General features: G+C 66.9%; 14 protein-coding genes. 8 read left to right on the top strand and 6 right to left on the bottom strand.

Features of this window, described 5'->3' with window-relative positions; translation table 11 throughout:
• Window positions 1-27: 27 nt before the first annotated feature.
• Window positions 28-927: an alpha/beta hydrolase fold domain-containing protein gene (locus tag NNX35_RS10805; RefSeq protein ID WP_255867759.1), complete on the bottom strand. Its 900-nt coding sequence runs from the start codon at window positions 925-927 to the stop codon at window positions 28-30.
• A complete protein-coding gene (locus NNX35_RS10800) occupies window positions 927-1,604 on the bottom strand; it encodes an alpha/beta family hydrolase (protein ID WP_255867758.1) in 678 nt (225 codons plus the stop codon). Before NNX35_RS10800 ends, NNX35_RS10805 begins: the two co-directional genes overlap by 1 nt.
• A gap of 235 nt (window positions 1,605-1,839) precedes the next feature.
• Here NNX35_RS10800 and NNX35_RS10795 point away from each other — a divergent pair, with 235 nt between their 5' ends.
• Together NNX35_RS10795 and NNX35_RS10790 are read left to right on the top strand one after the other, a co-directional pair.
• Complete coding sequence (locus tag NNX35_RS10795) at window positions 1,840-2,043, top strand: hypothetical protein (protein ID WP_255867756.1); 204 nt, start codon at window positions 1,840-1,842, stop codon at window positions 2,041-2,043.
• Window positions 2,044-2,171: 128 nt separating this feature from the next.
• Window positions 2,172-2,825 carry a hypothetical protein gene (locus NNX35_RS10790; protein ID WP_255867755.1) on the top strand — a complete coding sequence of 218 codons (654 nt, stop codon included), beginning with the start codon at window positions 2,172-2,174 and terminating at the stop codon, window positions 2,823-2,825.
• Window positions 2,826-3,054: 229 nt separating this feature from the next.
• Here the strand turns inward: NNX35_RS10790 and glnA are convergent, their stop codons facing one another.
• Entirely contained in the window at window positions 3,055-4,479 is a 1,425-nt protein-coding gene (gene glnA, locus NNX35_RS10785; protein WP_229952279.1) for a type I glutamate--ammonia ligase, read from the bottom strand.
• Between the two features lie 247 nt (window positions 4,480-4,726).
• Between glnA and NNX35_RS10780 the strand changes: the two genes are divergently transcribed.
• Both NNX35_RS10780 and NNX35_RS10775 read left to right on the top strand, forming a co-directional pair.
• Window positions 4,727-5,167 (top strand): RDD family protein, encoded by a 441-nt coding sequence (locus NNX35_RS10780; RefSeq protein WP_255863254.1) that lies wholly within the window; start codon window positions 4,727-4,729, stop codon window positions 5,165-5,167.
• Between the two features lie 38 nt (window positions 5,168-5,205).
• Complete coding sequence (locus NNX35_RS10775; protein WP_255867754.1) at window positions 5,206-6,267, top strand: NAD-dependent epimerase/dehydratase family protein; 1,062 nt, start codon at window positions 5,206-5,208, stop codon at window positions 6,265-6,267.
• A 51-nt stretch (window positions 6,268-6,318) separates the two neighbouring features.
• Here NNX35_RS10775 and NNX35_RS10770 read toward each other — a convergent pair whose 3' ends face one another.
• From NNX35_RS10770 to lipB, 3 genes are all read right to left on the bottom strand, one after another.
• Window positions 6,319-7,071 (bottom strand): DUF4191 domain-containing protein, encoded by a 753-nt coding sequence (locus tag NNX35_RS10770; RefSeq protein ID WP_255765839.1) that lies wholly within the window; start codon window positions 7,069-7,071, stop codon window positions 6,319-6,321.
• A 108-nt stretch (window positions 7,072-7,179) separates the two neighbouring features.
• Window positions 7,180-8,184, bottom strand: coding sequence for a lipoyl synthase (lipA, locus tag NNX35_RS10765; protein WP_255867753.1), 1,005 nt, complete (start codon window positions 8,182-8,184; stop codon window positions 7,180-7,182).
• On the bottom strand, window positions 8,181-8,909 hold the full coding sequence (gene lipB, locus NNX35_RS10760; protein WP_255863251.1) for a lipoyl(octanoyl) transferase LipB: 729 nt from the start codon (window positions 8,907-8,909) through the stop codon (window positions 8,181-8,183). The genes lipA and lipB overlap by 4 nt, the downstream gene beginning before the upstream one ends.
• 146 nt (window positions 8,910-9,055) lie before the next feature.
• On the opposite strand from lipB, the gene NNX35_RS10755 reads away from it, so the two are divergent.
• The 4 genes from NNX35_RS10755 (at window position 9,056) to crcB (ending at window position 15,748) form a co-directional block, all read left to right on the top strand.
• A complete protein-coding gene (locus NNX35_RS10755; RefSeq protein ID WP_255867752.1) occupies window positions 9,056-11,002 on the top strand; it encodes a serine/threonine-protein kinase in 1,947 nt (648 codons plus the stop codon).
• A 48-nt stretch (window positions 11,003-11,050) separates the two neighbouring features.
• Entirely contained in the window at window positions 11,051-14,620 is a 3,570-nt protein-coding gene (locus NNX35_RS10750; RefSeq protein WP_255867751.1) for a S41 family peptidase, read from the top strand.
• A gap of 310 nt (window positions 14,621-14,930) precedes the next feature.
• Complete coding sequence (locus tag NNX35_RS10745; protein WP_227922526.1) at window positions 14,931-15,374, top strand: CrcB family protein; 444 nt, start codon at window positions 14,931-14,933, stop codon at window positions 15,372-15,374.
• On the top strand, window positions 15,371-15,748 hold the full coding sequence (crcB, locus tag NNX35_RS10740; RefSeq protein WP_255867750.1) for a fluoride efflux transporter CrcB: 378 nt from the start codon (window positions 15,371-15,373) through the stop codon (window positions 15,746-15,748). Before NNX35_RS10745 ends, crcB begins: the two co-directional genes overlap by 4 nt.
• Window positions 15,749-15,785: the final 37 nt, after the last annotated feature.

Genomic DNA, 15,785 nt, shown 5'->3' with positions numbered 1-15,785 from the left:
CTCCGGGACGGGACCGGAGCTGCTGGCTCAAGACCGCAGCAGCTCCAGTATCTTCTTCCGTGCGGCCCGCCCTTCAGGCACGGGAAGCAGCGGGTAAACATGGACCCCGCCGTCAGCGATGTGCAGCGAAACAGGGATGCCGGCAGACCTCATCCGGCTTTCCAGCCTGAGCACATCCGGGTAGGGCAGGTCATGGGTTCCGACAAACACATCCGTCGGCGGGAGCCCCGACATTGTCCCGTTGACGGGACTGACCCGGGGATCAGCCAGGGGATCACCGGACGCCCAGGCACGTGCGGCAACCCGAAGCCCGGCACGGCTAAGCCACGGATCCACCGCTTCAACCGCGGCAAGCTCCGGATTTTCCATGGCCACGTCCACCCAGGGGGACAGCAGGACCAAACGCCGCGGCAGAGGCAGTGAATATTCCGCCAGCTGCTGGGCAAAGGCCAGGGCCAGTCCACCACCGGCCGAGTCGCCCATAAAAGCCACATCCTGGGAATCGAAGTCTTCAAGCAGGTTCCGGTACACGGCCGCCAGCAGTCCGGACGCATCCCGATGGCTGGATTCCGGTGCCAGCCCGTACAGCGGAACCTCCACCCGGTGGCCCGCTGCCGCCAGGCGGGCGATGAACCGCCAGTGCCAGGCGCTGATCGGGCTGATGTACGAACCCCCATGCAGGTACAACACCGCCTGGACGGCAGTTCCGGGCACGGAGCTGCCCTCGGCCCGGGGCAACACCGAGTAGCAGGAGAACCCCGCGACGCTCCTCTGCTCCACCCGGAACTTCCGCAACAGGCTTCGGGGAGGCAGGGCGGCCCGCTTGCGCCGCGCCAGTCTTGCCTCCGCGCGTTCCGCCGTGGCCGTCAGCGGCTTGCGGGTCAGCCGCAGATACGGCGCCAGGAGCTGCATCGGCAGGCTTGCCATCAAGTCCTCCCGGCTTCCGTGGCCCGGATAAACCGCAGGACCGGCTCAGCGAGTCCGGCACCGATGGCATCGGGCGTACGCTTCTGCCCGCGGATCTCAAAGGAGTGGTTGCCGCCTTCCACGCGCTGGACGTGCGCGTTCGGGCCGATCCGCTCGGCCACCGGTTCGAGTTCTCCCGGCAGGGCAAAAGTGTCACGGGTTCCCTGCAGGAACAGCATCGGCAGGGCCAGGCCGTACAAATGCTCGTCGCGCAGCTTCTCCGGCTTGCCGGGCGGATGCAGAGGGTAGCCCAGGTACACCAGGCCGGCCGCAGGCATGCCCTCCGCCACCGCCATGGACGCCATCCGGCCGCCGAATGACTTTCCGCACGCCCAGACCGGCCCGCCGCCGTCGCGCGCCGCCACCGCGGCCATAACGGCCTTCCACGTTTCGACGGCCACGGGAGCCCGGTCCGGGAACTTCTTCCCGGCTTCGCGGTACGGGAAGTTGAAGCGCAGGGTGGCCGCGCCGCCGTCGTTCAATGCGCCGGTAAACCCGGCGAGGAAGGGGTGTTCCATCCCGGTGCCGGCGCCATGGGCGACGACGACGGTCACCTCCGCGCCCGCGGGACGGGACAAAACGGCGGATACGGTCCCCTCGCCGACGGGAATGGACAGGTCAAGATGATCAACTTGCATGTGTTCAAACGTACTGCCATCCCGGGCCCCGCACCTTGAGCGCAGAAGGTAATACCACTAGAATGGAAAGCGGACAGGATCCGAAGGCCCCATAAGCGCAGCCGGTATCGGCACCACGCGCAGCCTCTCCTGAAATCCGCGGTCCGCCTTGGGCGACGAACCGCAACATCACCACTCCGGCACAGAAGCCACCGCTTTGCGGCACACCGATTCGTTGTGCCCGGAGTACCATCCCATGCCTCTCGAAGGGAGCATCAGCTATATGTTGAAGCACGTTGCAGTGACGCGCACCAGGACCACCACTTCACGATTCACCGCACAGGTCACGGCCATTGCCGCCGGATGTGCGCTGGTTGCCGGGGGAGTATCGGCGGCCGAAATCGCCATGCTGAACGCAGAACCGGCCCCCAGCCAGGTCATCGCCGAAGCAACCGCCTAACGCACAAGGCACAGCGCAGAAGAAGTCTCCGCCGTCGTTCCCGCCCGGGAATGGCGGCGTTTTTGCATTTCCGGACACCGGTGCTCTTCTAGAATGGAAAAACACCATTCCTACATCCGGGGAGCACCGTGCCCAGAGGCAAACACCATCCGCCGCGTCCCAAACCGGCCAACAGCGAGGGCATGCTCATCGCCAATGACCTGAAGAAGGAGCGGGGCTGGACCGACGGACAGATCAAGACCTTCCTGCCCGAACCGGACAAGACCGCACGGAACCCGTTTTCCCGCAAGGCAGCCCCCATGAAGCTCTACGCCCTGGAACGGGTTGTTGCCATCGAGGCCACACCGGAGTACGCCAAGGCCCGCGAAGCCTCACGCAACCGGCAGCTGGCGGCACGGGAACGTGCCCTGGTGAAGAAGAAGGCAGCGGTCGCCGTCGCCGAAGCGCTGGAGCTGCGCATTGTTCCCGAGCCGTGGGAAACCATGCAGCGCAAGGCGATCGGGCATTTCAACGGACGTCTCCGCGGCAAGCAGTCCCCGGCCAGCCTTTCCACGGCACCGTCGCGGCTGAACCGGCTGACCGTGAATTACCTGCGGCACCAGCAGACCTCCTACGAGGAGGAGCTTCAGGAATTCAAGGGCGTGGTGGGCGTCGGCGAGGCGTACCTGGTGGTCCGGAACCGCATCCTGGACCTGATTGCCGACACCTACCCGCAGCTCAAGGCCGAATGCGAGCGGCAGAAATTCGATGCACCGGAACTTCCCGACGGCGTGACGCTCTAGCCGCCGGGGGGCCTGCAGGTCCTGCAGAGGGTTCGGCCGCCGGCACAGCATCCCACGGAACGGTACGGATGTTTCCCGAAGTGGTTACAGCAGTCACGCCGGCCCCACTCCGTGGGACACCCTGCGGACGCCGAAAGCCCGAGGGAAGACAAAACCGCCCCCGCCCGGTGACGGGCGGAGGCGGTTGGGGTGTCCGGGCTGCGGCTGGAGGCTGCAGCTTGGAGGCGGATTAGACGCCGTAGTACAGCTCGAACTCGAACGGGTTCGGGCGCAGTGCAAGCGGCAGGATTTCGAATTCACGCTTGTACGAAATCCAGCTGTCGATCATGTCCTGGGTGAACACGCCGCCGGCCTGAAGGAACTCGTTGTCATTCTCCAGGGCAACCAGTGCCTCTTCGAGCGAGGCCGGAGCCTTCTGGATGTGCTTGGCCTCTTCGGGCGGCAGTTCGTAGAGGTCCTTGTCGATCGGGTCTGCCGGCTCGATGCGGTTCTTGATGCCGTCCAGGCCCGCCATCAGCTGTGCGGAGAACGCCAGGTAAGGGTTGGAGGAGGGGTCCGGAGCGCGGAACTCGAGGCGCTTGGCCTTCGGGTTGGAACCGGTGATCGGGATACGGATAGCGGCGGAACGGTTGCCCTGCGAGTAGACCATGTTCACGGGAGCTTCGAAGCCCTTGACCAGGCGGCGGTAGGAGTTGACCGTCGGGTTGGTGAAGGCAAGCACGGCCGAGGCGTGCTTGAGCAGGCCGCCGATGTACCAGCGGGCCAGGTCGGACAGGCCGGCGTAGCCCTTCTCGTCGTAGAACAGCGGCACGCCGCCGTTCCAGAGCGACTGGTGGCAGTGCATGCCCGAACCGTTGTCACCGAAGATCGGCTTCGGCATGAAGGTGGCGGACTTGCCCCAGGCATCGGCAACGTTCTTGACGATGTACTTGAACTTCTGCAGATCGTCTGCCGCGTGCGTCAGGGTGGTGAACTTGTAGTTGATTTCGGCCTGGCCGGCACCGCCGACCTCGTGGTGGGCACGCTCGACTTCGAGGCCCACGTTGTCCAGCTCCACGCTGATGGCGTCGCGCAGGTCGGCCTGCTTGTCCACGGGTGCCACGGGGAAGTAGCCGCCCTTGTACGGGGTCTTGTTGCCCAGGTTGCCGCCCTCTTCCTCGCGGCCGCTGTTCCAGGGTGCCTCCTCGGAGTCCACCTTGTAGAAGCTGCCCTTGGGGGAGGACTCGTACTGGACGTTGTCGAAGATGTAGAACTCAGCCTCGGAACCGAAGAAAGCCGTATCGGCGATGCCGGTGGAGGCCAGGTACGCCTCGGCACGCTCGGCAACGCCGCGCGGGTCGCGGTGGTACGGCTCGCCGGTGCGGGGGTTCACGATCGAGAAGTTCAGCGCCAGGGTCTTCTCGATGCGGAAGGGATCAATAAACGCCGTCGTGACATCCGGGATGAGCTGCATGTCGGACTCTGCAATGCCCTGGAAGCCGCGGATGGACGAGCCGTCGAACAGCTGACCGTTGACGAAGAAATCGGCATCTACGGTTTTGGCCGGCACGTTGAAGTGCTGCTGCACTCCGGGTACGTCGGTGAATCGGATGTCGACGAACTTCACTTGCTCGTCAGCGATGAACCTGAGGACTTCGTCCGCGTTCTTGAACATCGTTTATGTACTCCTATACAACTGTTTGGGTGGAAGACCTCGGGCTGCAAGACCTGGCTGGCGCCGGGCCCTTTGAACGTCCGGCGCCTCACCATGACCCTAAAGGGGCCGGGTTTCCCGGCGGTGACACATGTGTTTCCGGTACGTTACGCAGTCGATGGTCTCCCTTCCACCCTATCCGCATCCTCGGGGGACAGTGATAATGGAGTGTTTATTTCCGCCGCTGCCACCCGGGTAGTCTTTAACCGTGGTCGATAGAAGCGATATAGGTTCCTGGCTGGAAGGCCCTCCCTCCGATGAGAGCACGTGGCCGGGCAAACGCCTCGGCCGCCCGCGTACCGGCCCGGGGTCCATTGCTCGCGTCGGCCCCCGCCTGGGCGCCTTGGTCATCGACTGGGCCATCGCCTCGCTCATTGCCTACTGGCTCTTCGGCGGAGATGACTTCGCCATCCTGGCGATCTTCGCCGTCGAGCAGATCCTGCTCGTCAGCCTGCTCGGTTACAGCATCGGGCACCGTGTGTTCAGCCTGCAGGTGCAGAAAATGGACGGCCGCGCGGCGGGAATCCCGGCAGCGATTGTCCGCACGCTGCTGCTGTGCCTGGTGATTCCGGCAGTGGTGTTCGACGCCGACCAGCGCGGCCTGCACGACCGGGCCCTGGGTACCGTGCTGGTGAAGGTTAAACACTAGGCTTCCCGGAACTGCAGGAATCTGGCAGATTCCTGCATATGAAACTACTGATTCTGGGCGGAACCGCCTGGCTTGGACATCAGACCGCCGCCGCCGCGCTGGCCGCAGGCCACGACGTTACGTGCGCCGCCCGCGGAAGCTCCGGCGAGCCGCCGGCTGGAGCGGATTTCCTACGGGTGGACCGCGACGCCGACGACGGCCTCGCAGCCGCCGCAGGGGAGCACTGGGACGCTGTCATCGACGTCTCCCGCCAGCCCGGGCAGGTGCGACGCTCCGTCCGCGACCTGAGGTCCGGCGGGTGCTTCTATGTGTTTGTCTCCACCGGCAACGTCTATGCCAGCCAACGTGAACTCGGCCAGGCGGAGGACGCCCCGCTGCTGGCGCCCCTGGCGGCGGACGTCATGGACAGCATGGAAAGCTACGGTCCCGCCAAGGTCGCCTGTGAGCAGGCCGTCGCTGCAGGCTTCGGTGCCGGCTCCCATGCCCTGGTCCGCGCCGGGCTGATAGGCGGCCCGGGGGATACCTCGGGGCGCAGCGGATACTGGCCGCTGCGGTTCGCCCAGGGCGGGCCTGTCCTCGTGCCGGACGTGCCGAACCAGCCTACGCAGCTCATCGACGTCCGGGACCTGGCGCAGTGGCTCGTGCGGGTGGCTGAGCAGCGGACCGCCGGAGTGTTCAACGCCGTGGGGGAGACAGCGCCGTTCACGGAGCACCTGGCCGAGGCAGCGGCGGCAGCAGGAGCCGGGGAGCCACCTGCACGGAACTCACGGGTGGCGGACCCGGCCCCTCCGCGGATCACCGTCCCGGCAGCGCCGCAATGGCTCCGTGAGCAGGGCGTGAACGAGTGGTCCGGCCCCCGGCCGCTGCCGCTCTGGTTGGAAGACCCGGACTGGCACGGCATGAACGCCCGGTCCAATGCACGGGCGCGTTCCGCCGGACTACGCCTCCGGCCGCTGCGGCAGACGCTCAAGGACACCCTCGCCTGGGAGGAAGCCGCCGGCGTCGGACGTCCGCGCGGCGCGGGACTCACCCCGGCGGAAGAACGCGACCTGCTGGCCCGGCTCGAGGACGCGAAGGCCCTGCTGCCGGAAGGGAGCTAAGGGCAAAACAAAAGGGCCCCCGGTAAAGGGGCCCTTTTGGTGGAGAATCGGCTAGCGTCCGCGGGTTGCCTTGCGGTCCGGACGGGCACGGTAGGGGTCGATGCCCTTGGGGATCGGCAGCCGGGTGCCAAGCGCGGAGAGTCGCTTGTTGACGGTGGCGACTTCCTGCTTGGTCAGTGCCTTGGGAAGCTTCTTGGCTGTGGTGGCCACCTTGGACAGCGGAACCTGGCCTTCGCCGCGGCCGGTCTGGATGACTGTGATCGGAACCTTGGGAACGATCCGGTTCATCCGGCGGCGTTCGCCGTCGGCAAGTGCCTTGGCGCGGGCGGGCGAGCCTTCGGTGACCAGGACGATGCCGGGACGGCCGATGGCCCGGAACACGGCTTCCTGGGTGCGGGGGTTCACGGCGACGGGCTGTTCCTCAAGGATCCAGCCGCGGCGCAGCACGCTCAGGGCGGCGCCGGAGGCTCCCGGCTGGCCTTCAATCTGCGTGAATGCCGCCCGCTCTGCACGGCGGGACAGGATGAACACTGCCGCGAGCAGGCCGAGCGGGATGGCGATGATGAGCATCGTGATCCAGTTGTCGATCAGGAAGCCGATCAGCAGGCCCACGGCGATGATGCCGAGGAACGCGCCGAGCATCAGCCATACGACGTTGGGGTCATTGCGCCGGGTCATCTTGAAGACCTGGGCAATCTGCTTCATGCGCCCTTCCTTCTTGGGCTTCTTTTCCCCCTTCGGCTTGCGGGAAAAGACGCCTTTGCGGGCGCTCTGGGATGCGTCTGAATCGGTGCTTTTGGCCATAATGAGTTCATTCTACGTGATGTAAGGCGTGCGGTTAGGAAGGCTGCACGGTTGGGCGGCAGTCGGGGAGGCAGGGGGCGGCGCAGTGCCCGGGGAACCGGGCCGCCGTCACCCGCGGGCGAGGATGGAGGAGGCCTCCTGGAGCGTGCTTCCCGAATCCTCGATGTGCGCCAGCTGCGGAGGCAGCTCGCGGCCCTTGCGCCGCATGGCCCCGGCCCAAAGCCTCCCGGCACGGTAGGAGGAGCGCACCAGCGGGCCGCTCATGACGCCGAGGAAACCCAGTTCCTCGGCTTCGGTGCTGATCTCGACGAATTCCTGCGGCTTGACCCAGCGGTCCACCGGCAGGTGGCGTTCGCTGGGGCGCAGGTACTGGGTGATGGTGATCAGGTCGCACCCGGAGTCCCGCAGGTCCTTCAGGGCGCCCGAGATTTCCGCTCGGGTCTCACCCATGCCCAGGATCAGGTTGGACTTGGTAACCATGCCCATGTTCTGGCCCTGGGTGATGACGTCAAGGGACCGTTCGTAGCGGAAGGCGGGGCGGATGCGCTTGAACAGGCGTGGAACCGTTTCCACGTTGTGGGCGAAGACCTCGGGCAGGGCTTCGCAGATGTCGATGATGTGCTCCACTTTCCCGGAGAAGTCCGGAATCAGGATCTCGACGCCGGTGCCGGGGTTCAGCTCGTGGATTTTCCGGATCGTTTCGGCATAGAGCCAGACGCCCTCGTCCGCGAGGTCGTCGCGGGCCACGCCGGTGACCGTGGCGTAGCGCAGGTTCATCTGCTGGACGGAGCGTGCCACCTTGGTGGGTTCCATCAGGTCCAGCGGCGAGGGCTTGCCGGTGTCGATCTGGCAGAAGTCGCAGCGCCGGGTGCATTCGGACCCGCCGATGAGGAACGTCGCTTCGCGGTCCTCCCAGCATTCGAAGATATTGGGGCAGCCCGCTTCCTCGCAGACGGTGTGCAGGCCTTCCTTCTTCACCTGCTTCTTCAGCTCCACGTATTCAGGGCCCATGTTTACCTTGGCCTTGATCCATTCGGGCTTTCGTTCCACGGGGACGGCGGCGTTGCGCTGTTCAATGCGCAGCAGGCGCCGGCCTTCAGGGGCGAGGGTCACAGCAGGGCTCCTTTCGGCCGGCCGCCGGCAGGGACGGCGCCGATGCCGGGGAAGTTCTTCGAGGGGGTGGTGCCGGTCAGGTCCGCCTCGCGGGCGGCAAGTTCGTCTTCCACGCGGGCGACGACGTCGGCCGGGGACACTGCTTGTCCCGTCTCGACGCTGATCGACGTGGTTCCCGCGTCGCTGATGCCGCAGGCGATGATCTGGCTGTAGGGCGCCAGATCATTGCTGCAGTTCAGCGAGAATCCATGCATGGTGACACCCTCGTGGACGCGGATACCGACGGCAGCAATCTTGCGGTCCGGACGCCCGAAAGGTTGCCCGTCTCCGCGGATCCACACCCCCGAACGCCCTTCGACCCGGACGCCGGGGATTTTGTAGTCCTGCAGCACGCTGATGACCGCCGCTTCCAGGGCGTCAACATAGGCCAGCACGCGCGCGGGATCGGCGAGCTTCAGGATCGGATATCCCACGAGCTGTCCCGGACCGTGCCAGGTCAGCTTCCCGCCCCGGTCCACGTTGACCACTTCAGTTCCGTCGAAAGGCCGCTCGTGCGGCTCCGTACGCCGTCCGGCGGTATATACAGGGGTGTGCTCAAGCAGCAGCACCGTGTTCGGCGCCTTGCCCTCACGTACCTGCCGGTGCAGTTGCTGCTGGAGGTCCCAGCCTGCTGAATATTCCACGTAGTGCGGAGACAGGCCTACGCGGGTGAACTCCAAAGCCATGGCCACTAGCCTAGACCCCCGCAGACGTAATGTGGACCACACTTCAGGCCTGCCCGGCCAGGGGCGTTTTCCTGGTCTTCCCGCGGGTCCCGCTACCTTGTGGATAACTGCTCCGCGGTCCGTGTGGAGGGTAAGAATCTGCTTTCATGGACACGACTCAGCCGGCGGAACCCCCGGCGGAACATCCCGCGGCCAGTGGCGGAAATCCGGTACCTCCCGCACCCGAGGTGCCCGGTTTCCGGATAGAGCGATTGCTGGGAGTAGGCGGCAGCGCTGCCGTGTGGCTGGTGCGTGACGACGACGGCGCTCCGTTCGCGCTGAAAGTCCCGGCAACCGGGGGAGGCGGGGCGTTGAACGCCTTCGAAGCCCGACGGGAGGTCAATATCCTCGCCCGCCTGGAGCACCCGCATCTGCTGCGGATTTACGCGGTGGTCGAGACGAATCACGGTGCGGGCCTCATCTGCGGATACGCGGCCGGCGGCAGCGCTGCGGGTCTGGTGGCTGCCCGGGGTCCGGTCCGGCCCGGAGAGGCGGTCAGCATCCTCGTGGGGATAGCCGAAGCCCTGGGGTACCTCCATGCCCGGGGTGCGGCCCACGGGGACGTATCACCGGGCAACATCCTGTTCACTTCCGAGGGCAGGCCGCTGCTGGCGGATTTCGGCTCGGGTCGGCTGCTGGGAGAGCCCGGGGTACGGCGCCTGGGGACACCCGGGTTCTCTGCGCCGGAGAGCACGGACGCCGCAGAGCCGGCGCTGGGGGCGGCAATGGATATGTATGCGCTGGCCGCCGCGGGCTGGTTTCTGCTGACCGGGCGGACTCCTCCGCCCAGCCGCGACCGTCCCCCGCTGTCGATTCTGGTTCCGGGCGTCGGCCGCGAGCTGCCGGCCCTGCTGGAAGCGGGATTGGCGGAGGATCCTGCCGAACGGCCCGCAGCCGACGAATTTGCGGCGGCAGCGTTCCGGAGCGCTCCTGCGCTGCCGGTAGACCTGGTGGCCGCCGTCCATCCGGACGTTCATCCGGAGCTGCTGACGCGCCGTACCGGTTCCGCCGGAGCCGGGACGGAGAAACGGAAGCGCTGGCGGGGTAAGCGGGGTCCGTCCGGTGTAGCTGGAGGACGGGAACCGGAAGGGGGACGCAGCAGGGCGCTGGGACGAAGGCAGGGGCGCGGACGAGGGCAGGCGCGGGGAATGGCCCGGATGCCGGGTGCGGCGGGGAGGGGCTGGTGGGGGAATGCCCGGTGGGGAAGCGGCAGGCGGGGGAACGCTTTGCCAGGGGGCGGGACTGACGCGGATCGGGCACCGGTGGTTCGGGAGCGGAGCCTCGAAGAGAATGCCGCCCGGGGCCAGGCCCCGGGGACCCGCAGGGACCGTCAGCACGCTCTACGCGGCCGCGGGTCCCGTAGTTCCCCCATGGGACGCAGGGTGTTCCCCGTGGCAGCCGCGGTGGTGGTTGTTGCGGTCCTGCTTCTTGCCGGGATAGCGCTCGCCGCCCCTGATCTCCTGCGTGCCCGCGGTGCCGGCGCCGGTGCCCCGGATAATCCACCCGGCGGTTCCCAGGGGGCTGCCCGGGGCACCTCCGCTCCTTCGCCCGCTGCTCCGCCGACACCAACGCCGGAAGCTTCAACGATGGAAGCTCCAACACAGCCCGCACCGGGGGGACCCGCAGAAACCGTGGAGTCACTCCGGGCAGTGACCGCGGCGGAGGATCCGGCACAGGCCCTGCCCGCGCTCGCCGAACTGCGGAGCAGGGCCTTTGCCAGTGCGGACCCGTCGCTGCTTCACTACGTGAATGCCCCGGGGTCGGAAGCGCTGCAGGCCGATCAGGAGCAGGTTGCGCGGCTCGCTGCTGAAGGGCATGCCCTGTCCGGACTGGTCATGGAGGCAGCCGTGGTGGACGGCAGCGGGGCTGCCCCGGCGGCGCAGGGAACGGCAACGGCGGAGCTGCGCGTTCGGTTGCGGGTATCCGGCTACACGCAGGTAGACAGCGCCGGTGCCGTGCTGCGTCACGGGCAGGCACAGCAGCAGGAGGTGCTGCTGATGCTGGTGCGAAGCGGGGGAGAATGGCGGATCAGCCGCATCCTGGCTCCGCAATGAGGCAGCAGCCTACACGGACAAGGCAGCGGCGAAAGATAGGATCGTCCCATGAGTCCAACTGCATACCTCCGTTACCCCGATCTGCACGGGAACCTCGTCACCTTTGTCGCCGAAGACGATGTCTGGATGGCTCCCGTGGGCGGTGGCCGCGCCTGGCGGGTTTCCGCGATGCAGCTGCCGGCCCGTAGCCCGAAGTTCTCCCCGGACGGAACCCGGCTTGCCTGGCAGGTGGTCCAGGGCGGTGCACCGGAAATCGTCACGGCAGACGTCGACGGCGGGAATTTCCGGCAGCTGACCTTCTGGGGCAGCCAGAGCACGCGCCTGAAGGGATTCAACTCCGCCGGAGCGGCCATTGCCACGTGCTCCGTGGAACAGGAGGATAACCGGCTCCGCTGGGCCTTCGCGGTTCCTCTCGACGGGTCGGCGCCGGTCAAGCTTCCGTACGGCCCGGTGGAAACCATTGCCGAGGGCCCCGCAGTCGGCGATGAACGCCCGATGGTGATCGGCAGTCTGCTCACCCGGGAGCAGGCATGGTGGAAGCGCTACCGCGGCGGCACCGCAGGAAAGCTCTGGATCGACGCCGACGGCAACGGGGAATTCCTCCGCCTCGTCCCGGAACTGGACGGCAACCTGTCGGACCCGATGTGGATTGACGGCCGGGTGGTCTTCCTTTCGGACCACGAAGGCTACGGCAACCTCTACTCGGTGACACCCCAGGGGGAGGATCTCCGCCGGCACACCGACTTCGAAGGATTCTATGTTCGGCACGCCTCCTCCGACGGCAGCCGCATCGTGTTCGAATCCGCAGGACGCATCTGGCTCCTGTCCTCGCTTGACGCCGAAGCAGAGCCGCTGGACATCGTCCTGGGCTCAGCCGGCACTGCCCGCCGGCCGCGTCCGCTCAACGTCGCAAAGCACCTGTCAGCGGTTGTTCCCGATACCAAGGGAACCGCCAGCGTGGTGGAGAGCCACGGAACCCTGCACTGGCTGACCCACCGGGACGGGCCGTCGCGCGTGATCGAGGCAGATTCGACCGTCCGCGCCCGTCTGGGCAGGCCGTTGGACGGGTCCCGTGCCGTGTACGTGGCGGACCGCGGCGGCGAAGAAGCGATCTACATCAAGGACGTTTTCGCCGAGCTCGGCACGGTGGCGGCCAGTCCGGCTGCCAAAGAACGAGTCCCCGGAGGGATTCCGGCTGCCGGCGCCGGTGAGGGCAACGGTTTGGTTCTGCCCAGCCCGGTGTCCGCTTCCGGAGCTGCCGTTTCGGCCGCCCGGGAATCCGGGAGCAGGGAACCGGGGCACGACGTCGGGACGGAGGGCGCCGAATCGGCACCTACAGGAGCGCCGGAGGCCGGGGCAGCTGCCGAGACCATCCGGGTAGGGTTCGACCGCCCCACCCGCGTCAGCCAGCTCGTTGCCAGCCCGGACGGACAGCACGTGGGCGTCTCCACCGAATACGGTGAAGTGTTTGTGCTGGACGTGGCCACCGCCGAGCTGTTCCCCGTTGCGTCTTCCGATTTCGGGGCCGTCGACCAGCTGGCTTTCTCCCCGGACTCGCAGTGGCTCGCCTGGGCTGAACCGTCCAGCGGCGAAGGCCGGTCGCGGATACGCCTGCGGTCCGTGCGGGATACAGCAGCGCCCGTAGTGGATATAACCGACGGCCGGTTTAGCGACCATGATCCTTCGTTTACCACCGACGGCCTTTATCTGGCGTTCCTTTCGGAGCGCAGCTTCGACCCGGTGTACGACACCCACCGGTTCGACCTCAGCTTCCCGTCCTCCACCAAACCCTTCCTGGTGGCACTGGCCGCCGGGACGCCGTCGCCGTTCGGGCCGTCGGTATCCGGCACTTCCCCCGCAGCCTCCAAGAACACGGCGGCCGGAACCGAGGCAGACGCGCCGCAGGACACGGTGCCGCCGGTGCAGGTGGACGCCGAGCGGATCGGTGACCGCCTGATTGCCGTGCCGGTGCCCCAGGGACGCTACGAAAAGCTCCGGGCCGCAGAGAGCGGACTTCTCTGGCAGTCCTCGGACATCTACGGGGTGACCGGCGACGGCCGCGCATCGGCAGCAGACCGTGATCCGGCCGCCAGGCTGGAGCGCTTTGACCTGGAGAAGAAGGAGGTATCGGTCCTGGTTCCGGCGTTGGACGATTTCGAAGTCAGCGGCGACGGCACCAAGGTGGTGCTGAAGCACGAAGGCAGCGTCCGCATGGTTCCAGCAGTTTCCCGGGTGGAAGAGGACTCGGCCGAGAACATCCGCGTGGACCTGGAACGGATCCGGATACGGATCGATCCCGTGAAGGTGTGGGGACAGGCCTTTGATGAGGCCTGGCGCCTGCAGCGTGACTTCTTCTGGGCACCGGACATGGGCGGGCTCGATTGGGACGGTGTCCACGCCCGGTACCGGCCGCTGGTCCAGAACCTCGGAAGCCATGACGACCTCGTGGACCTGCTCTGGGAAATGCACGGGGAACTCGGCACGTCCCACGCCTATGTCACTCCCGTTCCGGTCACCGAGCAGGGCTCGGGCGGTCAGGGTTTCCTCGGTGCGGATCTGCGCCCCGGCGCCGGCGGCTGGGAAGTGGTGCGGATCCTCGGCGCCGAGTCCTCGGACCCGGCGGCCACGTCTCCCTTGACTGCGCCGGGTGCCGACGTCCACCCCGGTGACGTCATTGCCGCAGTGGACGGGCAGCCGGTTCCCCCGAACGAGGGACCGGCCGTCCTGCTCGCCGGAGCAGCCGGCAGGACGGTCGAACTGACCGTTGTGTCCGCCGGCAGCGACGGCGCGCCGGAACAGCGGCGGATCGCCGTCGTTCCGCTGCGAAGCGAGGAACGCCTGCGTTACCAGAACTGGGTCAGTGCCAACCGGCGCGTCGTGCGGGAAGCCTCCAACGGTGAGTTCGGCTACCTGCATATCCCCGACATGATGGCCAATGGGTGGTCCCAGCTGCACCGGGACCTGGACCAGGAAGCATCCCTGCGTGGCCTGGTGGTCGACGTCCGGCGGAACCGGGGCGGACACACGTCCCAATTGGTTGCCGAGCTGATCGGGCGGAAGGTTACGGCATGGAGCGTTCCCCGCGGCGGCGCTCCCACCCCCTACCCGGCGCATGCACCGCGCGGTCCCGTAGTGATCCTGACGGACGAATTCGCCGGATCCGACGGCGACATCGTCACCCAGGTGTCCAAGCTGCGCGGCATCGGCCCCGTCGTGGGCACGCGGACCTGGGGCGGCGTCGTCGGAATCGACGGACGTTTCAACCTGGTCGACGGAACGGTGGTGAACCAGCCGCGGCACGCCTACTGGTTCACGGGCGGTGTCGGCTGGGACGTGGAAAACCGCGGGGTGGAGCCGGACATCGAGGTGGCCTTCCCGCCGCACGCCTATGTGGCCGGGGACGACCCGCAACTGGAACACGGCGTGGGCATCCTGCGCGAAATGCTGTCCGAGCTGCCTACGGACGAACCGCCGGCCATGTCCGGCTACCGTAACCTCCAGCCCGCTCCGTTGCCGAAGCGGCCCCAGGAGCACACGGAAGAGGCGGACCCGTCCTTGCCTGCACCGGTGAGTGCAGGTGCCGGAGCGGACGCAGCGAGCCGGGACAGCCGGCACTAGTCACCACACCCGGTTGATCGGCCCGGACCGCTGCACCAGCGGTCCGGGCCGATCCGGACGGCGCCCGGTCAGGGAACGCGGCGGGCGGAGACAGACCCAATCGGCGCCGCACAGTGGATCTAGGCCTGCCGGCCGTTGAAGGCGGGAAAAGGCAGGAGTAACCTCAAAAACGGGTCTTTTCCCCTGATTCCCCACGACATAACGCCTTATTCTTAGGCGTGGCCCCGGGCAACCCGTGCACGTGGCCTGCCAATCAGCCCGCGCCGATGCCGGGGGCCACCTATCCTCGAAGCAAGGAATGAGTACCGGAATGCGCCCACAATACCTGCGCTGGGGCCCCATCGGACTTGTCGCCCTCGGAGGCGGAGCCGGTGCCGCCAGCCGCGAGGGCCTGTCCCTGGTCATACCGAACCTCGGTGAAGTGCCGGTGGCAATCCCGATCATCAACGTGGTCGGTGCCTTTCTGCTCGGCTACCTCTACGAGGCTGTCACTCGCCTGGACAGGTCCGGTCCGACAGGGAAGAACCTCAAACTGCTGCTCGGTACCGGTTTCTGCGGCGGCTTCACCACATACAGCTCGCTGGCCACCGACACCGCTGTACTCTTTCGCGACGGTTTTCCCTGGACCGCCATAATCTACGCCCTCGGCACGGTGATCGTCGGTGCCTGCGCCACTTGGGCGGGCATCGCCGCCGCAAGCGGTCTCCACGCCCGCGGCTCGGACCCGCAGCATAAGCAGGAGGATGCTTCATGACCCCTGGAATTTTCCTGCTGCTGGCGCTGGCCGGCGGGATAGGTGCAACGGTGCGGTTCGTCATTGACGGACTCATCCGCGCGCACCTCAAGACGCGGTTTGCCTGGGCAACAACCATCATCAACGTCTCCGGTTCCGTGGTGCTCGGCCTGCTCACCGGCCTCACCATCGAGCACTTTGTGTCGACCGACCTCAGTATCGTGATCGGGACCGGCTTCCTCGGCGGCTACACCACCTTCAGCACCGCGAGCTACGAGACGGTGCAGTTGATTAAGGAGGGCCGCTACGGTGCATCCTTCATCAGCGGTATCGTCATGCTGGTGCTCTCAGTGGCGGCCGCCGTGCTTGGCCTCTGGGTGGGCGCCTCGGTGTAAGAAGAGGTGTAAGCAGAAGCGAGGCCTACCGCGTGAC

This window comes from Arthrobacter sp. zg-Y844 (assembly GCF_024385465.1).
Taxonomy (GTDB): domain Bacteria; phylum Actinomycetota; class Actinomycetes; order Actinomycetales; family Micrococcaceae; genus Arthrobacter_B.
This window is presented reverse-complemented; position numbering and strand designations above follow the sequence as displayed.